This window comes from Alteromonas halophila (assembly GCF_014651815.1).
In the GTDB taxonomy this organism is placed as follows: Bacteria; Pseudomonadota; Gammaproteobacteria; order Enterobacterales; family Alteromonadaceae; genus Alteromonas; species Alteromonas halophila.
On the sequence record NZ_BMXP01000002.1, the window covers coordinates 610,988 to 633,924 of the forward strand.

Sequence of the window (22,937 nt, forward strand, 5' to 3'; positions counted from 1 at the left end):
AACGAATGGCAGGTGTCGACAGTGAAATAGCGGCCAGTCGGGCCAGAAAAAAAACCGCGATAAAAAGCACTGCGCTCGGCGTGCTGGGTGTGCTCATGCTCGGCGCGGTGGGCGCTGTCACGTATCAGATGTTTCCCACAGGTAAGGCTGCTGCCCCGGTCTCACAGCCTGATACCGCCGCGACCGACTCTGCGGCGGATGCGCGCATCGATCGCCGCGCTTTGCAGCAGGCGCTTGATAAGGTCAGACAGGCATTAACCGGGGCGCTCACTGAACATGTCGTCAACTGGGCACCTGACAGATCGCGCCAGCTACGCCAGAGTCTGGAGCAGGCATACCAGGATTATGGTACGGGTGAATACAGCAAGGCAAAGCTGGCACTTGAGGAAATACGGCAGGTGCTTGATACGCTTCGCGGCGACTTTCAGCAGGCCTATCAGGCGCCCTATGAAAACGCCACTGCCGCGTTCGATGATAACGATATACATCGTGCCCGTCAGCAAAACCGGCAGGCACTTAAGGTAAAGCCGGACTATGAAGACGCACTGGCACTTAAGGCGCGTCTTGATGCGTTTGAAGACGTGCAGGCCCTGTATGAACAGGCGCGTGTCGGTAAGGTTGAAAACAACCTGCAAAAGCAGCGTGATGCTTATGCCCGCATTGTTGCTATGGATCCGGCGCGAAATGACGCCCGGGAGGCACTCGCGCGAATTGATAAAACGCTGAACGCGCGGCGTTTCGGACAATTGATTAAAAAAGCAGTGGCGGCCGTCGATGCCCAGGAACTGGCAGTGGCGCAGCGGTTAGTAGATGAGGCGCGCTCGATAAGACCCGACAGTGCGGATATTAACGCGTTGCAGTCCCGGATTGACAAGGCGCTTGATACGCAGGGCGTGACGGCAGCGACAGAACAAATTCAAATGTTCGCCAGGCTGGATGAGTGGGAGACGGTAACAATGCTGGCAGAAAAGGCTATCGCGTCGTACCCGGACTCGCCGGCTATTCGAAATGCGCTGGACACCGCCACCGCTATTTCAAAGGCGCATGCGCGACTTGATGCCTACATTGACAAGCCTGCCAGACTGGCTGATAACACCATCCGCGAGCACGCCTATAACACGGTGGCCGAGGTCAGCAGCCTGCGTCAGGTCAGTGCTAAACTGGGGGCGAAAATTGACACTGTGGAGCAGTTGATTGAGCGGGAAAATACGCCGCTGGATGTCACCGTGACTTCTGACGGGGAGTCGTACCTCAAAGTACTGGGAGTCGGACATATTGGTAAGACGACGGAAAAAGTCATTCAGCTCAAACCCGGCCGTTACAAGCTGGAAGCCAGCCGCAACGGCTACCGGACAGTGATCCGGGACCTGATTGTACAGAAGTCTGCCATGCCAATTGACGTGCACCTGGTATGTACCGAAAAGATTTAGACACCAACGAATAGCAACAGGAGGGCTTTGTGGGGTCGATTGAGACGCAAATCGCCAAAGGCAAACGGCGCCGGAAACTGCTGGCAATCGTCATGACGCTCGGTGCTGTCACGCTGGCAGTGGTGTACGCGCTGTGGATGTTTTTTACTAAAGGTTACAGTCTGACCGTGCTGCCTGCCGAGGCTGCCCGTACGCAGCAGTTCGCTGTACAAAGCGGCAATGCGTTATTTATCGACAATAAGCTGTATGTGATTGGCAGCAATGCTGCGATCACCGTCAGCGCGCAAAAATTTCGCGCGGCCAGCCTCACTGTGAATGACGCGAGCCCGTCTAATATCGAGGTAGAACTGCAGCCGTTACCCGCGACGTTAAACATCACCACTGCGCCTGTTGCCCGCGATATTGTCTGGTCGGTTAACGGAGAAACTGTCGCCCGCGCTGAGCGCTTACAGACAACACTTGAGCCCGGCAACTATACGATCACGGCCCGTCACCCAGCCTATGAAACCGCCTCTGTACGTATTGACGCAGACATTGCCGCGCAAATCGAGCAAACCCTGACCCTTACGCCGGTGCGCGGTGAGATACAGATTGACTCTTCGCCGCAGGGAGCCAGCGTCACCGTCAACGGGAAGGCAGCAGGGCAGACACCGCTGAGCCTGGACCGTGAGGGCGGCGAGTACACAGTGACAGTCGAAAAAACAGGCTATCAGGTGGTGAGTGACACCATTGCCCTGACAGCGTCGCAACGCGACCCGCAACGTAACTATCATCTTCAGCCCCTGCAGGCCACCGTCACAGTGAACGCAACCCCCGCGGGCGGCGCTCTGCTTGTTAATGGCACACCGGTCACCAGCCCGGTAAGCATTGATGCGGATACGGCCGCGCAGTTTCGTTATGCCAAGCCCGGTTATCTTAGTGAGTCCAGGACATTAAACCTTGGGCCGGGTGAAACACAGACCCTCTCTTTTGCGCTGAAAAAAGAAATGGGGAGCGTGAGGATTGAGGCCAGTGAACAGGCCAGCGTTGAGGTCAATGGTCAGCCACAGGGCAACACCCCGCTGACTCTGTCACTGCAGGCGCTGCCAACCGATATTGTGGTCAGAAAGCCGGGTTACCGGCAAGTGCAGCAGTCGGTAACACCCAGTCAGGACAGCACAAAAATTGTGCGTGTCGAGCTGCTGCGCGAGTTTGACGCCAGGCGCCGGGAAGGCAAACCGCTGTTTGTGAGCGGGCTGGGTATTCAGATGATTCGGGTCAAACCCAAAGCGTTTACCATGGGCTCGCCGGACAATGACTCTGACCGGAAAAGTAACGAGCACCAGGTCGATGTTGATTTCAGCCGCCCGTTCTGGGTCTCAGCCCATGAGATCACCGAAGCGCAGTACAATGCTTCACTGGGTAAAGCCGGCGGCAGCACACTGCCGGTTACCGGTGTTTCCTGGGAGCAGGCGGCAGTCTTCGCTAACTGGCTGAGTGAAAAAGAAGGCTTGTTGCCGTTTTACGTTATCAGACAGGGGCGTGTGGCAGGGGTAAAACCTTCGGCGCGCGGCTACCGGCTGCCAACTGAAGCTGAGTGGGAGTTTATCGCCCGGCTCAACCGGCGCGCAGCGCCAACGCGGTATGTGTGGGGCACGCAGGAAACCCTTCGCGATAAGCAGGGCAACTTTGCTGATGAATCAGTGAAGGGTACACAAACGTTTTACCTGCGGGGCTACAATGATGGCTTTGCTGCGCTGGCACCGGTCGGCAGTTTTAAGGCCGAGCGCGGGGGCTTCTATGATCTTGATGGTAATGCCCGTGAGTGGGTGCATGATCGCTACACCATTACGCCGCCGGACAGTGAACGCCGCTACAGTGATTACCTGGGGGCACAGCGTGGTGACAGCCATGTGGTGAAAGGGGCCTCGTATAAAACCGGGCGGCTGAAAAATATCCGGGCCAGTGTGCGGAACGGCGAAAGTACGCCGGCCGAGGACATCGGCTTTCGCATTGCCCGCTATGACAGATAAACGGAGCTTAAGATGAAACGAAAACTACTTCTTGGTGCAGTTTTACTGATACTGGCAGGCAGTGCGGCGGCGTATTTTACCTCGCTGGATGCGCCGCAGGACTTCCCGACCAATATTTAAACGCTGGAACAGGCAATGCAAAAGACAATGCAGAAGAACTCAACGTTATCCATGAATCCCAGCCTGCTGGTCAGCGGCAGTGTCTTACTGGCCATCTTTATCGTGGTGCACTTTCTGTACGCAGGCGTTATCCGGCCGGCCGCTGAAAGTGTCATGGCAACCCAGGGCACAGCGGCACTGTCTTCACTATGGGTGATCCTAAAAGATGTCGAACAACAGATGTGTATGTCCCTGATGTTTTTTTGTTTGTTTCTGATGGCCTATAAGCTGTGGAAGCTTATCGATGAAGAGGAAATCTATACCCGCGATTTGTTACCCGAGCATGATAAAGCGTCGGCGCTGGACGTTGACGCGGCCATAGGTGAGCTGGAGGCCTCTCCCTATAAAGAAACCCCGGCCTATATGACGTGGCTGAACTGTATCCGCCGCTATCGCAATACCAGCAATGTGCAGCATGCCGCCGATGCGATTGAATCGTCGGTCGAGACTATCGCCACACAGCTTGAAAGTGGCAATAACATGATCCGCTATATCATCTGGGCCATTCCCTCCATTGGCTTTGTGGGGACGGTGCGCGGTATTGGCGCGGCGCTGGCGCAGGCCGACGCCGCTTTAGACGGTGATATCGCCGGAATGACGGCATCGCTTGGCGTTGCCTTTAACTCAACGCTGGTGGCGCTGTTTATCTCTCTGATTCTGATGCTGTTTATGCACCTGCTGAACAGCCGTCAGGACAAAATGGTGATCCGCACACAGGAATCCTGTGAGCGTCACCTGCTGTCTCACCTGCATAACTAGTCAGGCACAGGCATGCGCATCAGGCGACAGCCACAGGATGGCTTTAATCTCTCGTTTCTGGACGTCATGGCGTGTGGCCTGGGGGCCGTCATCCTGATTTTTATTCTGGTCGATTTTAAGGCGTTCACGCCTGACCCTGCCGAAGAGAAGCAAAAGCTGGAGCAGGAGCTGGCCGCGTCTGAACAGCAACAGCAGCAACTGCAGCGGTCACTGGATGAAATCAATGACAGGATTGCGCAGGAGTCGGCCCGTCAGGAAGCCGCCGAGGAAGCACAGGACGACACCACAGATACACAGTCGAAGCTGCTTAAGGACGTCGCGACGCAGCTCGCGGTGGTCGCCGATCTGGAAGATCAGCTTGTAGCCCTGTCTAAACGGGTGGAAAAATCAGCCAATGTGAGTATGCAGGGGAAAGGCGAGCAAAACTTTATTGCCGGCATGAAAGTGGAAGGTGCTCAGATTGGTCTGCTGATTGATAAAAGTGCCTCAATGATGGGCACAAGTCTGATTGATGTGCTGGGTAAGCTGTCGTTAAGTGATGCCGATAAGGTCGCCACCCCAAAGTGGGTGCGTACCCGACGGGTGGCGCAGTGGTTAATCGCGCGTCTGCCGCAAACCTCAAAGGTGACCATGGTGGCCTTTTCGGATACGGCAAAGCGCCTGGGGCAGCACGCGGTCAGTACCGCCTCGGTGAGTGGCTCTATGCAGGCGATTGTGCGGGATTTAGGCAACGTAGTGCCCGATGGTGGTACCAATCTGCAACTGGGTATCAGCACGCTGTTTCAGGCCAACGCGTCTATCACCGATGTATATATTGTCACCGATGGCTTGCCGACGCTGGGTGAAGGCTTGTCCCGTCAGTGCAAAAATGCGGTTGCGACCAGCAAGTCTATCTCGTCTGACTGCCGGCAGGCGCTGTTTATTGAAACGGTCAGACGCGCACCGAAAAATGTCCGTTATCATATTATTTTACTGCCCATCGATGGCGATCCTTACGCCCCTTCAATGTACTGGGACTGGTCACGTGCCACTGGTGGCGTATTCTTATCCCCCGCACCGGAGTGGCCCTGATGAAAAGACGTCAACGCGCCCCGGTTGAAATTTTTAATATCGCGTTTCTGGATATCATCTCCTGCGCCTTCGGGGCTGTGGTGATGCTGGTGTTGCTGGCTAAAAACGGCGATGAGGAGATGCAGCGCGGCCCAGGCAACTTAAGTACACTGATTGAGCAGGTACTTAAGGCACAACAGCATGTCGAAACCCTGAAAGGTGCACTGTTCGATAAGCAAAACGAACTGGCCGCAGCAAAGCGCGAAACGGCATCGGTGACAGCGCAGCAACAGAACCTGGAGTCCTCTATCCCGCGTGCGCAGCAAACCCTGCAGCAGTTAACCGATAAAGCCGCGTCGCTGCGTCAGCAAATACGCAGTGCCACAGCCATGCTTAATACCCCCAGCAGCACAGATACCCCCGATGATGATGTTGGCGGTATTCCCACTGATGCCGAGTACGTGGTGTTCGTGATTGATAATTCTGGCTCAATGTCGGGTCGTGGCTGGGGTAATGTGATCAGTGTGGTGAATGACATACTTAAAAATCACCCTAAAATGAAAGGCTTCCAGATAATGGCAGCCGACGGCGGCTATATGTTTTCGAGCAAGGCCGGACAATGGCTAAGCGATCGCGCATCAATGCGCCAGACAGCTATGAGCGCGATGTCCGGTTTTAAAGGCGGCGCCAGCGAGCCGGAAAAGGGGATCATTCGGGCCGTGGATACCTATAAAAATACACCCGGAACGGTAAGTTTGTATGTGTTTGGTGATGATTACCGGCCTGCCAATCTGGACAATATTGTCAAAGCCATTACCGATAAAAACCGCGGCGCGGACGGGAAGCCGGTGATCCGCATTCATGGTATTGGCTTTAGCCGCAGTAATGGCGATGCGGAGCGCTTTGCTGCGTTTATGCAGGCCGTGGCAAAGCGCAACCGCGGCGCGTTTGTTGGCCTGGTTTTCTAATCATCATTCACCCGACAACAACCGAACATAAACCATCCACAAACGACCGGTCGATTTTGACAGTATCAACAGACAAACGCTGCCGGTGACGAAATAAACAGTCGTCTGTATGGCATTCGCTGGGCATCAGGCAGTTCTGGCATCAGCTATGAAAATGCCCCTGCGGCTGCTTTTGCACGTACAGTTCATGGAATTAACCTTTCTTACATGCCCTCCATTTTGTTAAACCGATAACCTAAGGTTATACCGCTGCAAAAGATCGCTATTACCGCTTGGTGAGTATCTGGCTTACCTTTAAATTTTTCTGATTGAGTCTGTAAACCGAACCAATCTAAACCGAAATTTTGGGGAAATCCTAATACCCCTAGGGAATCAAAACATGATCCGAAAGCAGGATATTGTTCAACAAGCGGTACAAAAAGATATTCTGAATGGCGAGACCAGCGCGATTGGCATAATGGATTTTGATGCGCTAGAAAATACGATTATTGAACTCAATAAGGCGTTCCCAGAGCACTTTGTGCATACCTTTGCGGCAAAGGCCAATGCGCTGACCGCAGTCATGAAAAAACTGAACCAGACAGGTATTGGAGCCGAAGTCTCGAGTCCGGGCGAGTTGCTTATCGCCAAAAGGGCTGGTTTTGAAAACCACAGCATCATTTTTGACTCACCCGCTAAAACGATGGCGGATTTGACAACCTGCATTAAAAATGACATCGCACTCAACATTGATAATTTACAGGAACTGGAAAGAGTAGACGTATTGCTGAAATCGTATCCGCATACGCAATCGTCGATTGGCTTTCGAATCAATCCACAAATTGGCAGTGGCGCAATTTCTTCAACCAGCACCGCCACGTCGACGTCCAAATTTGGTTATGCCCTGGCTGATAGCGGCAATCGCCAGCAATTGCTGGAGATCTACGCTGAGCGCCCCTGGTTAACGAGCCTGCACACGCATTCGGGCTCTCAAGGGTGTGAATTAGAGCTGATGGCAAAAGGGATTGCTGAGATAGTCAATCTGGCAGAGATGATCAACGATAGAGTGGGCTTTCAGCAAATCAGACAGATTGATATTGGTGGCGGTCTACCCGTTAATTTTGCGAGCGAAGAGGTTACCCCAAGCTTCCAGCAGTACGCAGATGCCCTTAAAGAGGCCGTGCCTGCCCTGTTTTCGGGTAAGTACCAGGTTAAAACCGAATTTGGCCGTGCCATCGTCGCTAAAAACGGCTTTATTCTAACCAGAGTTGAGTACACTAAGTCCATGGGTGGCAGGCATATTGCGACCACACATGCTGGTGCCCAAATCATGACCCGTACCGTATTTTTACCGGACTCATGGCCACTAAGAGTGACGGGATTTGACGCACAGGGGAATATGAGAACTGAGACTAACTCCGAGGTAGTCGATACTGATGTTGCCGGCCCTTGCTGTTTTTCGGGTGACTTAATTTGTAAAAACAAAGCCTTGCCAAAACTCGAAGCAAACGATTATGTTCTGGTACACGATACAGGTGGCTACTATTTCAGTAATCATTTTGATTATAACAGCTTACCACGAGTCCCTGTTTACGCTGTCAGCGGCAATAGTCATGGCATGAGCATTGATCTTATCCGCAAAGCTGATTCACTCGAAGATGTTTTGTCCCGTATGTAAAAAACTCAAAAGTAGTACAATAAAGTGAAAAAACTAATAGTAAAAACCGCTGCCAAAATACTGAGAAAGGCGTCTGTCAGTCTTGGTCTAATGGCGTTAGCGCTGACGGTAAATGCGCAAAATCACGTTGACGAAAGTGAAGCCATCATTCGTTACGACTCAATTCACCACCCTGTTATTGGTACGAAAGGCATGGTGTCGAGCCAGCGTAAACTGGCAAGCCAGATAGGTGCTGAAATCCTCTCTCGTGGTGGTAATGCTGTCGATGCAGCGGTGGCAACAGGTATCGCTTTGGCCGTTATACTGCCCCGAGCGGGTAACCTTGGTGGCGGCGGTTTTATGCTGGTTCATATCGCCGAGCAAAACAAAACAGTTGCGATTGATTACCGCGAGATGGCCCCTAAAGCCGCCCACCGGGATATGTTTCTGGATGAACAAGGCAACGTCGACAACAAACTCGCCCGATTTAGTCATCAATCTTCTGGTGTACCGGGCACGGTTGCTGGCTTATCCCATGCACTTGAGAAATACGGCACCATGAGTTGGGCAAGTATAGTCGAACCTTCGATTCGTTTAGCACAGGACGGCATTGTTGTGTCATACGACCTGGCGGAAAACCTCAAGAGCCGTCACAAATGGCTAACAGCCAATGACGCAACCGCAAAGGCGTATTACAAAGCGAATAAAGTCCCTTATGAAGCAGGTGAAATACTGGTTCAGCCTGATCTGGCGAATACGTTAAAACTATTAGCGAAAGAGGGACCCAAGGCCTTTTACCAAGGTGCTATTGCTCGCAAAATAGCAAAAGAGATGAAAAAGAACGGAGGCCTGATCACCTTAGAGGATATGGCCAGTTACAAAGTTGCTCAGAGAGAAGTCGTGCGTACCAACTACCGTGGCTTTGACGTTGCCTCCATGCCTCCGTCCAGTTCCGGTGGTATTCACGTAGTGCAAATGCTGAATATTCTCGAGCAATATCCCGTTGCCGAAATGGGGGCGGGCAGCGCTAAAAACGTTCATTTACTAAGTGAAGTGATGAAACTGGCGTATGCGGATAGAAGCGAGTACTTAGGCGATTCCGATCATTTTGACGTTCCAATTAAAGGCTTAACCAGTAAGTCCTACGCAAGAGAGCTTGCGTCGAACATTTCTATGAAACGCGCACGCGCATCAAAAACTATCAAGCCTGGCAGCCCTCCACGCTTTGAGAGCCCGGACACAACCCATTTTTCCGTGATGGATAAATTCGGTAACGCGGTCTCAAATACTTACACGCTCAATTTCTCTTATGGTTCAGGTATCGTTATCCCGGGTACGGGGATGTTGATGAATAACGAAATGGATGACTTTTCTTCAAAGCCCGGTGTACCGAATGGATTTGGATTAATCGGCGGCGAAGCTAACTCGATTCAACCGACAAAACGGCCACTAAGTTCAATGACCCCGACGATGATCTTCAAAGACGGTAAACCTTTCGTGGTCGTAGGCAGCCCGGGGGGCAGTCGAATCATTACAACTGTTCTGCAAGTACTCATTAATGTAATGGACCATAAGATGAATATCGCCGATGCTATCCACGCACCGCGTGTTCACCACCAATGGTTACCGGACAGGTTAGAGTTAGAGCCGGGATTCAGCCCTGATACGATTGAAATTCTAACGCTGCTTGGTCAGAACGTGGAGCAAGCTAAAAGCATGGGCAGTGTGCAGTCGGTTATGTATAAGGACGGCTACTTTTTTGGCGCCTCGGATCCGCGTCGTCCGGATGCCGGTACCGTTGCTGCACAATAACAACACAGCAAAGATAAAGGGCCGCACGTCAAGCTGAACCCATTTCATATTTTGTTTAAAGATGTCGCGTCATTAAGCCAGCGTGAAAGGGAATTCACTGCTGCTAACATTCAAATCACCAGGCCCTAATCAGTGCTCCTCAGTTACCTCCTTTTGAAACGGTCTGTTTGTGCTGTCCAATTTTTGATTCTGCGCTTGTGCAATTTAGCACGTTGTCGACAAGCTTCGATGAGACTTTTTTAGTGGAAAATATTGGCCCTCAACTCTGATATATTCTTTATTTGCCATTTTCTTGCTGGACTACAAGCGACGCGGTTATTGGGTGTATAGCCACAGGTTATACCTTTGGAAAGCAAACTTATTGGTAACTCTAAATTCAACGTTCTAGTTTAGATTGGAACAGAATAACAAGAACGATTTGGCCGTAACAACGAGTAAAAATAGTCCGGAGAGCAACATGTTTAAGCTTAAGAAAGTATCAGCATCGATAATGATGGCCGCAACAGGCTGCGTTGCAATGAGTTCTAATGCCAGTGCCCAGGAACAACCAAAAGAAAAAGACATTGAACGCATTGCGGTTGTCGGTTCAAACATCAGAGGCAGCGAAATGACCTCCACGCTGCCTGTAACCAGTCTTAATGCTGAAGACATTGAAACAACAGGCGCCTTAGATGGTGACGAGTTGTTGCGCTCTATCCCACAAATCGGTGCGGTAGGGTTTACCAATACCCGTGGTGGTAACACCGGAACGAACGCGGCTCGTGGCGACGTTGGTTCAGTCAACTTAAGAAGCATCGGTGAGGGTAACACGCTTGTTTTGTTGAATGGTCGCCGTATGGTCAACCATCCGATTACCCAAACGAAATTTGGCGTACCGGTCACTTCCGTCAACTCAAATACGCTGCCGGTTTCTGGTTTAAGGCGGGTTGAAGTACTTCGTGATGGCGCGGGCGCACTCTATGGCGCAGATGCGGTTGCCGGTGTCGTTAACTATGTGACCAAAGACGATTACGAGGGGGGGGATTTCAATATCAGATACGGCGCTGAACAAGGCACAGATCGTAGCGACTTCACCTTATCGAGTAACTACGGTTTCGAATTTAACGATGGTGCGAGCTTCTTCATGGTCAGCGCAAACTACACAAAAAGACAAGGTGTGATGGCGTCTGAATACGATTTTTCCAGTAACCAGGACTTGCGTTCACGGGCACCGGAAGAATTTGCCGACAATACCGGGTTTGACAACCGCTCCAGTTTAGAGCCCTGGGCCGATGTTCACTTTATTGGTTTGTCCAGCTCAATCGATGATTACATTATTCGTCCGACTAACTATATCAATAACGCGGGAGAACAGGTCGACGGTAGTAGTTGTGGCGGTGGTGCCATTGCCGACGGTGCCGGTATTATGGATGATATTTGTATCGATGCCGCGGGCAGCCATGATCGTGCACTTCGTCCAAATCGCAACGAAGAAAGGACACTGATTCCCGATGTTGATCGCGTCAACATTTACACTAATTTCACTCACGAAATTAACGACGACATAGAGTTTTATAACGAGTCGACCTATTACCAGGCTAAAGCCAATCGTCAGTGGGAACAGTCGGCAATTCTGAGTAACGGTACGTTCGATGTACCGGCACATAGCTACTGGAACCCGTTTGGTCCAGTTACTTTTGCCGACGGACGTACTAACCCAAACCGTCTTCCCGGTTTAGACCCTGATGTGGTTCCGGTAGAGGGGTTAGCATACAACCTGCGTATTCGCCCCACCGATGTTGGTCCACGTCAGGTTGAAGTAGAAAGCACCAGCTTCCGCTTTTTAAATGGTTTCCGTGGCTACTACAACGACTGGGATTGGGACTCTGCAATTTTATACAGCGAGGCGCAAACTGACGACAACATGAGCAACCGCATTAGTTCACCGCTATTATTAGCGCAGCTAAGCTTAGACACGCCAGATGCTTACAATCCGTTTACGGGTGTTGATCCAGCGAATCCATCGAGCATCAATGATTTAACACCAAACCCACAGTCCAGCATTACCCCGTTTTTGACAACCGCGCAAAGAAGTGCAAAAACCAGTTTAACGTTAGTCGATTTTAAAGCCTCTAATCCGTTCGTCTACACGCTGCCAGCTGGTGACGTTGGCTTTGCATTCGGTGTCGAGTGGCGCCGAGAAGAGTTAGAAGAAGATAACAGCGATATTTTTGATGGCACCGACCCCTTTGTAGAAGGTAATGCTGACCCTGTTAATCTGAGTAGCCTGCAAGGGAGTAGTGTTCGTTTGGATGTAGATGGCGATCGCGACGTGTTTTCTGCGTACGGTGAGCTTGCTATTCCGGTTTTGGCGGATTTACCAGGCGCACATAGTCTGGATGTTCAGTTAGCCGTTCGCTACGAAAACTTCAGTGATATTGGCGACATTACCCGCCCTAAAATGGCCGTTTCCTGGTTCCCCATTGAAGCGCTTCAATTCAGAGCGGCGGCTTCAAAAGGCTTCCGGGCACCAAACTTAATTCAACTCAACTCACCTGGCGCTACATTAACGACCAGCGTAGATGACTTTGCTGAGAACGCTTTAGATGAGAACGGCAATGTTGTAGTGAACTCAACCACGTTGTCAGATGGCGGTCCGGGTAACGGCAACTACAACTTGTCGACCTCTGGTAACAAAGACTTACGTCCTGAGAAAAGTGACAATATAAGCATAGGTTTTACAGTACAGCCACTCGACGGCTTAACCGTGACTTACGATTGGTGGGAGGTTGAAACAATTGATTCTGTTGGTGTTTTGTCTGATGAAAACATATCACGACTGGACTTGATCGCGCGTGCCAATGGCTCATCCAATCCAGATGTGATCCGTGGCGAAATTGATCAGGACAACCCGCTGGGCGAAATTGTGCTTATTAATCGTCGGTATGAGAACTTAAACACCAGAACGATCTCTGGTTATGACGTTAGCGTGAACTATGGGTTTGACACTGGCATTGGTCAGTTTGATATCCGGCTTAATGGCGCCAGAACGCTAAAATTTAATCAGGTTGCTGGCGGTGATGCGTTGACGATAGTAAATGCCGGTGCACCAGAGGACGTACTAGGTTCAGATGTCGGCGACATTGTGGGAACAGCAAGTATTCCAGAGCTGCAAGCTACAGCAATGCTTTCGTGGGAATCAAACGACGGCTTATGGCGCTCTGGCTTATTCCTCAGATATGTGGGCGATGTACAGGAAACCAGCGTGAGTATCACTGAAGGCAGCGAAACCCGCTTTTACGAGGTGCCGTCGCAAACGCGAGCAAATGTTCACTTAACGAAACGTAATTTCATGGATTATGAAAACCTGAACCTGACCTTCGGTGTGAACAATGTAACGGATGAAGAACCGCCATTGGCAGACACCACATTCGGCTACGATGGACAACTTCACTCCAGCCGCGGTCGGTACTTCTACACATCGGTTAACTACAGCTTCTGATAGTCAGCCTGGATAATTAGTCGTTACCCGCAATTTAGCGGGTAACAACACTAAAGGCCTGATGTTAACCACATCGGCCTTTTTCATTGGGAGTGAATATGAAAGTTCTTTCGGCATTTCTGTCCATGTGTTTGTCATTGATGTTGCCAGCTGTAGCACAACCCGTTAAACATCCCTACAACCTGTCAAAATCCGGTATCGTGCGATATCAGGATGTCTTCTCCCCCGTGGTAGCGGAAAATGGCATGGTCTCGACTCAGAATACCCTGGCTACTGAAGTAGGAATAGACATTCTGAAACAAGGCGGAAACGCGATTGATGCGGCCGTCGCAGTCGGGTTCACGCTTGCGGTGACACTGCCCAGAGCCGGTAATCTTGGTGGTGGCGGCTTTATGGTATTCCATTCGAATCAAAAGCAGCAATCCTATGCTATTGACTACAGAGAAACCGCCCCTACTGGCGTTACAGCACAGCACTTTCTTACCGAAGCGGGCGAGAAAAACAGACAATCGGCCACCTCCTGGCATGCTGCAGGTGTACCTGGTACGGTCGCCGGGATGCATGAGGTTTGGCGCAAGTTTGGCAGCGGCAAACTTAGTTGGCCAGCACTTTTACAACCCGCCATTGAGCTGGCTGAGCAAGGCTTTGTAGTCAATTATGATTTGGCTCAAATAGTAGACGCAAAAAAAAGATGGCTAACTGAAAATGACAGCACACGGGCCTCATTCTACAAACCCGATGGGACGAGCTACCAGGAGGGCGATAAACTGATTCAGTCCGATTTAGCCTGGTCTTTAAAACAGATTTCCAAACACGGGCCCGATGCCTTTTATAAAGGTGAGATCGCAGACAAAATCGTTGCGGATATGAAGAAAAACGGTGGGCACATTGACCACCAGGATTTGGCCAGTTATCAGGTAAAAATCAAGAAACCGCTGTCGAGCGACTATCGAGGATATCAGGTGCTTGGCATGCCGCCTCCGAGTTCTGGCGGGGTTACTATTATGCAAATGCTTAACATTCTGGAGAATTATCCACTCGGCGAATGGGGGATCGGTAGTCAGTCATACCACGTGATGGCAGAAGCCATGAAGCTATCTTTTGCAGACCGCGGCACCTACATGGCAGATCCGGATTTTTATGCCGTTCCGGTTAAATGGCTAATTGATAAAAAAAGGGCAAATAAATTAGCGAACAAAATCAAGCTCAACGAATCGATTGATGCCTTAACACTTAAAGGCGATCGCTTAGGCGATGAAGGTCCTTCAACGACTCATTTTTCTATCGTGGATGGTGACGGAAACGCTGTGTCCAATACGTATACCCTGGGCTATTCCTTTGGCAACGGCAAAGTAGTTAAAGGCGCTGGTTTTTTACTTAACAATCAAATTCATACCTTCTCTGTCCGGGCCGGCATAAAAGGCGCAAAAGGCTTCATTGCCAGTAAAGTTAATAAACTGGAAGCGGGAAAACGACCAGTCAGTTCACAGTCGCCTGTTATTGTTTTGAAAGAGGGTAAACCGTTTATGGTTACGGGCAGCCCCGGCGGTAGCCGAATCATCAATGCCGTCGCGCAAATGATAGTTAATTCTATTGATCATGGCATGAATGTCACAGAGGCGACCAATCAACGGCGTATTCATCATCAGTGGATACCAGACGTGTTAGAGGTCGAGCCCGGCTTTAACAGAGATACCATTGAACTGCTGAAGCAAAAGGGGCAAAACGTCAAAGAAACCTACACGATGGGCAGTACTCAGTCGATTATGGTAAAAGATGGCTTCATCTTCGGCGCTTCAGACCCAAGACGACCTAACGCTCTCACTGATGGATTTTAAAAAAAGCGGTTAATGTTTGTTCATTTTTAGCAGGCGCTGAAAGCAAGCTAAGATTACGATACAAAGCCGTTATTGGTGTTTCTTATTGCCGTATCACCATTGCTTTTTTAAAAGTCAGAAGCAATGGTGTCTTTCAAATACGGAATAAACGCTTCGGCGACCTTGGGTATGCCTTTGTTTGCCAAATGCAATAAACAGACGTCGAAAGTCAGTTTGGGTTCAAATGAAGCGATGGCAACATCTCCGCACAGGTTGCTCTCCGCCGTATGTCTGTCAACAACACAAAACCCTATACCTTTTGCAACCATTCTCGCGGCGATGAAATAGGTTTGAACTTTTACCTCTGAAGAAAAGCGCACACCTTCTTTCATCATTCTGGTCCACAGCATATCCGCCAGTGGACCACTGTCAGCGATATCAATGAATTCTTTGTCCTCCAGATCAGACATCTGCAACGATGTCCTGGCTTCATCAAACCAGTGTTTGTTATACATGAAGACCAGTTCAGAGTCGGCGCATTTACTGGACTCCACACCAGGCATTTCCTTGGGCGAGTACAACATGGCAAAGTCACATTTGTGTTCAATTAATGATTGCATCACCTCGTCGTTGTGCATCGTTTTCACTTCAAAGCTGACGTTGGGATAATCCCGGTGAAAATCGGCAATGGCCTCAGGGACAGCCTCAAAACCCAAAGCAGGTGTTACTCCCATTCTGATGGTACCTTTGCTAGAGCGTTTTATATTACGAGCGGTGTTATTTATGGAGCGGATCTGCTGGTAAATTTTATCGACTTCGTCAAACAGCATTTCCGCTTCACTGGTAGGGATGAGCCGGCCTTTAACCCGATCAAAGAGTTGAAACCCCAGTTGCATTTCCGCATGCGATAAAACTTTACTCACCGAAGGCTGCGAGACACGAAGCAGTTCCGCAGCATTGGTGATACTGCCAGTGGTGTAAATTGCGTGAAAAATTTCGATATGTCGAAGTCGCATGGTCGATTTACCCTTAGGTGAATAACACCGCACAAAGTGTCCACAATAAACCGGCGATAGCTGCAGCAAAGGACGCAGGCACAATTTGCGATTTAACGTGATCCATAAGGTCACAGCCTGTGGTCATGGAACTGAGTATAGTCGTGTCAGAAATTGGTGAACACTGGTCGCCATATACGCTACCGTTCAATACGGTGGCGAAACAAATCATCATGAATATCTCGGGATTGTCCATGCCAGAATTAACGGCAATACCCCAGCTTAATGGCATCGCTAACGGAAACGCAATGGCATAAGTTCCCCAGCTTGTGCCAGTTGAAAAGGCGATGAGCATTGTCATGAGTTGCAGTGTGATGGGTAACAACCAAAACGGCAGGGTTTCGCCAATTTGTGACACTAAATACAGGCCTGCGCCAATCTCTTTGCTGATAGCACCAACAATTACGGCGAGCAGCAAAATAACGGACGCGTATACAACGCTTTTCAGACCACTACCAAATCCGTCCATAACGTCTATCAGCGACATGCCTTTTGCCAGGGAGATGAAAAAGGCCAGCAAGAGAGCCACGCCAAACGCCCAGTTAACTTTAGGGCTGCCTAAAAAAACAAATGTCAGAACCGCGCAGGAAATCAGAGAGACAAGTGGTATCAGAAATTCTAGGTAGTGAGGTTTGTAGTGGCTCGGCACTTCGGGGTGTTGCAGCTCTTTGGCTGTTAGTGGTGTTGCATCGGGGCCATCTAACTGGCCTGTTCGATCAGCTCTTGCTTTAGCTGCACGAATACGCGCACCGGCAAAGGTAGTGATATTCAGACTCAATAGCAACGTGCCGATAACAGCGAAAATACCATAAAAACTAAAGGGGATACTTGAAAAGAAAAAACTGATTCTGTCTGCTTCGGTGGCAAGGAAGGACACGCCCGGAACAAAAATAAGCGCTTGAATATATGCCGGCCAGGCGTTAAATGCGAGTACCGAAGCAATCGGTGAGGCCGTTGAATCGACAATGTAACTCATTTCTTCATGGCTTACTTTGGCTTTGTCCGCTAATGGCCTGACCGTAGTACCTACCAAAACTGTACTCATGGTCCCCCCCTGGAAAAACAGCACACCTAACATCCAGGAAATGCATTTTGCTGAGCGTGGACCGGTAACGAACTTTTCCGTCATAAACTCTGCAAAGGCTTGGGCCGCCCCCGTTTTTGACCAGATCCCCAATAATCCGCCAAGCAGCCAAAGGTAGAGCAAAAGTAATGCGGCGGCCCCTTCGGTAGATAAGTTTGGGATCAGTACTTTGTCGGTGAGGTCGTAATTACCAAGCATAATGGCGCCCGAGACAATCCCGGCAAATAGAGCGGTCAGGGGCTCTCTTGTTAACAAACAAAGTGCTACCGTGAGAAAAGCGGGCAGCAGCGACCACAGACCAAAATGAAAAGCTGGTTTGAGTAATTTAACCTGCCCGTCCTGGTCGACCCATTGCTGACCCAGTTCGGGCGGCTGGCCATTACTTAAATTAGCCTGATTTAACGGTGAAGATGCATAGGGCACTATCTGCTCAATGGTGATCTCCTGGCCTTTGAACATGTAGGACAGTCGGCCCTGTTCATTGTCGTACAAGTCATAAACGTAGGATTGTTCAACCCAGACTTTTTGTACCTTGCTGTTGATAAATTGCGCCGCGATTAGCGCCAGCAAAAAGATAGCAAATGCGAGTTTTCCTGAATTTTGCATTGCTGTGGTTCCCCTATTATTGGTGTTATCAGAACAAACTAGCAGCTTATGAAAGTCGTGTATTTTAACTATATTGGAAAAGCCTATAGCCTAAGGTTATGAGTTGTAAACAATCCGGTAATGGATTGTTGCGATTTAAATTGCCAAGGTAAGGGTCTGATAAAAGAATTACAGGAGTAGGCAAAGTTTGTTTTGTTACCTAAGCCCACTAAAAAAATACATGAAATACACCTGCACAATAGTGCTAGCGGCTATAGCATTGGCGCCTGCTGTAGCTTATTCCTGTGAGTTTGACCAGGTCACTTTTGACAATGACTTTGCCGGTGCCAGCTCTGATAAAATGATTGCGTCTTGCCAGAGCAACTCACAGAATAAAATTGAAATCGTTTTAAAACCCGAAAACACACCGATAAATAACAGCCCCTGGTATGCGTTTAAACTTTCCAGCGAGGAGAAAAAGCAGGTTGAAGTCACGATTAGGGTCACCGACGGCGACAACCGTTATCCCCCCAAGGTGAGTAAAGACGGGCAGCACTGGGAAGGTGTTGAGTATGTAAAAGATAACGAAAAGCTGGTCTTCACGGTCGCGCTCTCCAAACAACCCATTGTTATTGCAGCGCAAGAAATCATCACGAACCAGGACTATAGTGAGTGGGTTAACCGGCTTGCCAAGAGTCCTGTCACTTCGCAAAGCGTCATTGGTGAGTCTGTTCAGGGCCGGCCCATAAACGCACTGGAAGTAAGAGGCAATCGGCAGGCAAATGAGTGGTTAGTAATACTGGGCAGGCAACACCCGCCCGAAATTACTGGCGCGCTGGCGTTATTTCCTTTTACTGAGAATCTTTTGTCAGATAGCTCTGTCGCGAAATCGTTTCGGGACAGGTTTAACATTCTCATCGTGCCTAATTTAAATCCCGATGGCGTGCAGATGGGGCATTGGCGTCATAACGTTAACGGCGTCGATCTTAACCGCGACTGGAACAAATTTGCGCAGCCCGAGGTACGGGCGGTGCATGAACACATTAATAAGTTGATCCAGGCCGGTGGCAAAATGGTCATGGCGGTGGACTTTCACTCTACCCGCAGAGACATTTTTTATACTATGCCCAACGACTACGGTATGGAGCAAAGATACCTGGTTAACAATTGGCTGAAGGCAGTTGATAAACAATACAAAAACTTCAGTGTGATTCAAAAGCCAGGAAATAATCCTGGTCGGGGCGTTTTTAAGCAGTATTTCGCCGATCACTATAATGTTCACGCCATTACTTATGAAATGGGCGATAACACTGACAGAGCGTTTATTAACGATTTCGCTATTGATGCGGCAAATCAGTTAATGAAGACCATGATGATGGATAATCAGGAGCTGCAGCCATGAATAAAGTAATCCTATTGCTCCCTTTAATCCTTGCGTCAACACTTGGCGTTCAGGGGTGTAGCTCGGAAACAACGTCCGTCCTTAAAGCCGACACACTGATTCAGAATGGCAAGGTATATCTGGGTGATTCGAGTGGTGAACAAAACGTCGATGTGGCAATTTGCGGCGAACTCATTTGTGGTGTGTTTGAAGCCGATAGTCAGTCGGTGTCGGCGAAGACCATCATTGATGCTCATGGCCAGATTGTCAGCCCAGGGTTTATTGATCCCCACACACACAGTATGGATGAGCTGCTAAGCAATGATAAAAACCATAATTTAAATTATTTAACTCAAGGCGTGACTACGGTTGTTAACGGCAATGATGGCGGCGGCGATTATCAGATTGCTAAGCTGGCACAGCAGCTGGAAGATAATGGAATCGGTACCAACGTTGCGCTGCTGGTTGGTCACAATCGGGTGAGATCCGCGGTGATGGGAACGGAAAACCGCACCGCCAGCCATGCAGAAATAAAACAAATGCAGACGTTGGTTGATAATGCGATGAAAGAAGGCGCACTAGGCTTGTCTACAGGGCTTTATTATGTGCCCGGTAGCTACGCCTCTACTGAGGAGGTTGTCGCCTTAGCGGAAACAGCCGCTAAATACCAGGGTATTTATGACACCCATCTCAGAGACGAGGCCACGTTTAATATTGGTTTTATTGCCGCATTGGAAGAGGCGATTCATATTACAGGCGAGGCTGGTATACACCTCCACCTTGCCCATATTAAAGCCCTTGGCGTTGATGCCTGGGGCCTGAGTGAGGACGCGATTAATATCATCGAATCCGCGCAGGAGGCCGGGGCCAGTATCAGTGCCGATCAATACCCCTGGTTAGCATCGGGTACAAAATTACATAACGCTATTATACCAAAATGGGTCATGGCCGACTCGAAACAGGCCTTCTATGACAGACTAAATAATCCGGAGCTGAAGGCAAAGCTGGTAGCGGAAATTGGGGAGAATATCCGCCGTAGAGGCGGTCCAGAGGCGTTATTAGTCACTGCGTTTGACGATACTAATCTGGTTGGTAAAACCTTAAAACAATTGTCACAGGAATTGGGTTTGCCCCCTGCCGAAGCGGCGATGAATCTCGTTCAAAGAGGCCCAATACGCGTTGCGTCCTTCAACATGTCAGAGTCAGATTTAGCCAACTTTATGAAGAAAAGCTGGGTGGTCACGTCCTCTGACGGCACCAATGGTCATCCAAGGAAATATGCCAGCTTTCCCAAAAAGTTTGAAACCTACGTCAAAGACAAAAAGTATTTGAGCGTTGACGAGTTTATTACCCGTAGCTCAGGTCAAACGGCCAACGTGTTAGGCATTGAGCAGCGAGGGTTTATCAGGGAAGGCTACGCGGCTGATATCATAATCTGGGATGAAAATGCGTATCAGGCAAATGCGGACTTTTCCAACTGGAATCGTCTGTCCACAGGTCTTAGCGAGGTTTGGGTGAATGGGCAGCGGGTCATAGAACATGGCAAGTACAATGAAAAGTTAGCAGGCAAGTTTGTCGCCAAAGAACCCGATTAAAAGTGACCATTTAACTGCATAGGGGCCAAGGAGACAGTGAGTGCTTTCGCCCCTTTTTCATTTATTAAGGCCCGAATGCCTTTCACCCAAACGGTCAGAAAGGAGACGTTAACCTTTCGCTATATGGTACCTAACAAAGGGAATTACTCTAAATGTCTGAAATGTTCCATAGTTAAAACATGGAAGGGCTATACCTCAAATACCCGCTCTTTCTGGGAAGATGCGATTACGTCTATCATCACTCAGCGAGTCCTGAAGGGCGATAGACCTGCTCGCACCTTCTCTGACGATCGTACACTACTAACGCTGAGGATAAGAGCATGATCACGTCAGATTCAAACACTGAACAAAAAAACGAAACCAGACAAAACCAGCAACAGGAAGAAGCGTTACACCGCAACAACGACCTTGCTAACGCCCCTCAATGGAATGAAGATAGTTATGAAGATAATGCGTGTTTTGTATTGGGTTACAATTAAAATACGGAACTATTTGGTACTGGTTTAAGCTCAGTTAATATAATGGCTGCCTGAATAATTTATATACCCCAAAGACGCTACAACGACTAATACAGAGAGCACATAGAAAGCGATAATGAGCCAAATTATTTACCCGACAACTAATCTGTATGCGACAGAAACATTGACTATTGAACGTGGCGAAGGCGCATACGTTTTTGATAATCAGGGCAACAAGTACATTGAAGGGTTGGCGGGCCTGTGGTGTACCTCCTTGGGATACAACAATAAAGAGCTGATAGAAACTGCCACAGAGCAGATGAGCCGTTTATCGTATTCTCACATGTTTGGTGGAAAAACTCACCAGGTCGGCATGGACCTGTCAGAAAAACTGGCGCAAATGGTGCCGATGGATGACGCTAAAGTGTTTTTCGGTAACTCTGGCAGTGATGCCAACGACACGCACATTAAAATGCTGCGCTATTACTTTAATGCCATTGGAAAGCCCGGGAAATACAAAGTTATCGCCAGAGAGCGTTCGTATCATGGTGTCACTGTCGCGTCAGCGTCACTCACTGGACTGCCACCAAACCACACGCACTTTGGGTTACCGTTTGAATCCTTAGGTGTGTTACGGACTGATGCGCCTCATTACTATCGAAATGCTTTTCCTAACGAGTCTGAGGCAGAATTTGTAGATCGTATCGTCAACAATTTAGAGCGCCTCATCTTGTCTGAAGGGCCAGAGACCATCGCTGCTTTTATCGCTGAGCCGATTACAGGTGCAAGCGGCGTTATTGTTCCACCGGCAGGTTATTACCAGAAGGTTCAAGCGGTACTTAATAAATACGATATATTATTTTGGGCTGATGAAGTGATCACGGCCTTTGGCCGCACTGGCAGTGATTTTGGCTGCAATACCATGGGAATTAAAAAGCCCGATATGATGAGCCTGGCGAAGCAGCTTTCTTCTGCATACATGCCTATCAGTGCCTCGGTTATTAAAGGTGAAATGTTCGAGGCCATTAAGCAGCAAAGCCGAGATGTTGGTGTCTTTGGCCATGGTTATACCTATAGTGGTCATCCTGTTGCTTGTGCCGTCGCCCTGAAAACACTTGAGATTTACCTGAGAGATGGTGTGTTTGAGCATGCTGAAAAAACAGGTAATTACATGCAATCCAAACTGAAAGCGTTTGAACAGCATCCACTGGTTGGTGAGGTTAGAGGTAAGGGAATGATTGCCGCCATCGAGCTGGTGGCGAACAAAAAAACCGGGGAACCTTTCAACGACGGTGCGGTGGGTAGTTATGCTATGCAGGCCTGTCAGAACAACGGTTTGATTTGCCGGGCGGTGGCGGGATCCTCTCTGGCATTGTGTCCGCCTTTGATTGTGACTGAAGCGCAAATCGACGAAATTGTTGAAAAAATGCGCGTGTCGCTTGATCAAACGTTAGAGTACGTATCAACTTCCAGTCGCTAATGCTCCCAGGTGTTTTGAACGTTCGCCCGGAGATATTGCTGAAGGAGGCTCGCGTAAGATGTATTCAAAATTGAACAGGCACGGGCCTGCTGTGCAGAAATTACTCTGCGTCGTTAGCCTTGTGTGCGATGCAGAGTGCTGACCGCAGAGACAAGCGTGGGCCACAGATCACGAC

Annotated in this window: 15 protein-coding genes; 13 read left to right on the forward strand and 2 right to left on the reverse strand. The window is 49.4% G+C overall.

Annotation, left to right across the window (positions count from 1 at the left end):
* Positions 1-5: 5 nt before the first annotated feature.
* From IE054_RS06760 to ggt (IE054_RS06800), 9 genes are all read left to right on the forward strand, one after another.
* Positions 6-1,430 (forward strand): soluble NSF attachment family protein, encoded by a 1,425-nt coding sequence (locus IE054_RS06760; RefSeq protein WP_189404609.1) that lies wholly within the window; start codon positions 6-8, stop codon positions 1,428-1,430.
* A 29-nt stretch (positions 1,431-1,459) separates the two neighbouring features.
* The gene (locus IE054_RS06765; RefSeq protein WP_189404611.1) at positions 1,460-3,442 is read left to right on the forward strand and encodes an SUMF1/EgtB/PvdO family nonheme iron enzyme; all 1,983 of its coding nucleotides are present in this window, start codon (positions 1,460-1,462) and stop codon (positions 3,440-3,442) included.
* A gap of 147 nt (positions 3,443-3,589) precedes the next feature.
* On the forward strand, positions 3,590-4,360 hold the full coding sequence (locus IE054_RS06770) for a MotA/TolQ/ExbB proton channel family protein (RefSeq protein ID WP_189404771.1): 771 nt from the start codon (positions 3,590-3,592) through the stop codon (positions 4,358-4,360).
* Between the two features lie 12 nt (positions 4,361-4,372).
* Positions 4,373-5,431: a vWA domain-containing protein gene (locus tag IE054_RS06775; RefSeq protein WP_189404613.1), complete on the forward strand. Its 1,059-nt coding sequence runs from the start codon at positions 4,373-4,375 to the stop codon at positions 5,429-5,431.
* On the forward strand, positions 5,431-6,378 hold the full coding sequence (locus IE054_RS06780) for a VWA domain-containing protein (protein WP_189404615.1): 948 nt from the start codon (positions 5,431-5,433) through the stop codon (positions 6,376-6,378). Before IE054_RS06775 ends, IE054_RS06780 begins: the two co-directional genes overlap by 1 nt.
* 379 nt (positions 6,379-6,757) lie before the next feature.
* On the forward strand, positions 6,758-8,035 hold the full coding sequence (locus tag IE054_RS06785; protein ID WP_189404617.1) for a type III PLP-dependent enzyme domain-containing protein: 1,278 nt from the start codon (positions 6,758-6,760) through the stop codon (positions 8,033-8,035).
* A 90-nt stretch (positions 8,036-8,125) separates the two neighbouring features.
* Complete coding sequence (gene ggt / locus IE054_RS06790; protein ID WP_189404772.1) at positions 8,126-9,826, forward strand: gamma-glutamyltransferase; 1,701 nt, start codon at positions 8,126-8,128, stop codon at positions 9,824-9,826.
* Positions 9,827-10,283: 457 nt separating this feature from the next.
* Positions 10,284-13,307 (forward strand): TonB-dependent receptor domain-containing protein, encoded by a 3,024-nt coding sequence (locus tag IE054_RS06795; RefSeq protein WP_189404619.1) that lies wholly within the window; start codon positions 10,284-10,286, stop codon positions 13,305-13,307.
* A gap of 98 nt (positions 13,308-13,405) precedes the next feature.
* Positions 13,406-15,145 carry a gamma-glutamyltransferase gene (ggt, locus tag IE054_RS06800; RefSeq protein ID WP_189404621.1) on the forward strand — a complete coding sequence of 580 codons (1,740 nt, stop codon included), beginning with the start codon at positions 13,406-13,408 and terminating at the stop codon, positions 15,143-15,145.
* 107 nt (positions 15,146-15,252) lie between these two features.
* Here the strand turns inward: ggt (IE054_RS06800) and IE054_RS06805 are convergent, their stop codons facing one another.
* Positions 15,253-16,140, reverse strand: coding sequence for a LysR family transcriptional regulator (locus tag IE054_RS06805; RefSeq protein WP_189404623.1), 888 nt, complete (start codon positions 16,138-16,140; stop codon positions 15,253-15,255).
* 13 nt (positions 16,141-16,153) lie between these two features.
* A complete protein-coding gene (locus IE054_RS06810) occupies positions 16,154-17,869 on the reverse strand; it encodes a Na+/H+ antiporter NhaC family protein (RefSeq protein ID WP_189404625.1) in 1,716 nt (571 codons plus the stop codon).
* A 259-nt stretch (positions 17,870-18,128) separates the two neighbouring features.
* Here IE054_RS06810 and IE054_RS06815 point away from each other — a divergent pair, with 259 nt between their 5' ends.
* From IE054_RS06815 to IE054_RS06830, 4 genes are all read left to right on the forward strand, one after another.
* Entirely contained in the window at positions 18,129-19,250 is a 1,122-nt protein-coding gene (locus tag IE054_RS06815) for a M14 family metallopeptidase (protein ID WP_189404626.1), read from the forward strand.
* Positions 19,247-20,824, forward strand: a complete 1,578-nt coding sequence (locus IE054_RS06820) for an N-acyl-D-amino-acid deacylase family protein (protein ID WP_189404627.1) — start codon at positions 19,247-19,249, stop codon at positions 20,822-20,824. Before IE054_RS06815 ends, IE054_RS06820 begins: the two co-directional genes overlap by 4 nt.
* Before the next feature lie 320 nt (positions 20,825-21,144).
* Positions 21,145-21,303 carry a hypothetical protein gene (locus IE054_RS06825; RefSeq protein WP_189404628.1) on the forward strand — a complete coding sequence of 53 codons (159 nt, stop codon included), beginning with the start codon at positions 21,145-21,147 and terminating at the stop codon, positions 21,301-21,303.
* 115 nt (positions 21,304-21,418) lie between these two features.
* The gene (locus tag IE054_RS06830) at positions 21,419-22,762 is read left to right on the forward strand and encodes an aminotransferase (RefSeq protein WP_189404630.1); all 1,344 of its coding nucleotides are present in this window, start codon (positions 21,419-21,421) and stop codon (positions 22,760-22,762) included.
* The last annotated feature ends 175 nt before the right edge of the window (positions 22,763-22,937 follow it).

What these genes read in the sequence shown, in the direction of transcription:
- IE054_RS06775 (WP_189404613.1), top strand. Translation starts at nt 4,373, where the DNA reads ATGCGCATCAGGCGACAGCCACAGGATGGCTTTAATCTCTCGTTTCTG.
- IE054_RS06770 (WP_189404771.1), top strand. Translation starts at nt 3,590, where the DNA reads ATGCAGAAGAACTCAACGTTATCCATGAATCCCAGCCTGCTGGTCAGC.
- IE054_RS06795 (WP_189404619.1), top strand. Translation starts at nt 10,284, where the DNA reads ATGTTTAAGCTTAAGAAAGTATCAGCATCGATAATGATGGCCGCAACA.
- IE054_RS06780 (WP_189404615.1), top strand. Translation starts at nt 5,431, where the DNA reads ATGAAAAGACGTCAACGCGCCCCGGTTGAAATTTTTAATATCGCGTTT.
- ggt (WP_189404772.1), top strand. Translation starts at nt 8,126, where the DNA reads ATGGCGTTAGCGCTGACGGTAAATGCGCAAAATCACGTTGACGAAAGT.
- IE054_RS06760 (WP_189404609.1), top strand. Translation starts at nt 6, where the DNA reads ATGGCAGGTGTCGACAGTGAAATAGCGGCCAGTCGGGCCAGAAAAAAA.
- IE054_RS06805 (WP_189404623.1), bottom strand. Translation starts at nt 16,140, where the DNA reads ATGCGACTTCGACATATCGAAATTTTTCACGCAATTTACACCACTGGC.
- IE054_RS06825 (WP_189404628.1), top strand. Translation starts at nt 21,145, where the DNA reads ATGATCACGTCAGATTCAAACACTGAACAAAAAAACGAAACCAGACAA.
- ggt (WP_189404621.1), top strand. Translation starts at nt 13,406, where the DNA reads ATGAAAGTTCTTTCGGCATTTCTGTCCATGTGTTTGTCATTGATGTTG.
- IE054_RS06820 (WP_189404627.1), top strand. Translation starts at nt 19,247, where the DNA reads ATGAATAAAGTAATCCTATTGCTCCCTTTAATCCTTGCGTCAACACTT.
- IE054_RS06785 (WP_189404617.1), top strand. Translation starts at nt 6,758, where the DNA reads ATGATCCGAAAGCAGGATATTGTTCAACAAGCGGTACAAAAAGATATT.
- IE054_RS06810 (WP_189404625.1), bottom strand. Translation starts at nt 17,869, where the DNA reads ATGCAAAATTCAGGAAAACTCGCATTTGCTATCTTTTTGCTGGCGCTA.
- IE054_RS06830 (WP_189404630.1), top strand. Translation starts at nt 21,419, where the DNA reads ATGAGCCAAATTATTTACCCGACAACTAATCTGTATGCGACAGAAACA.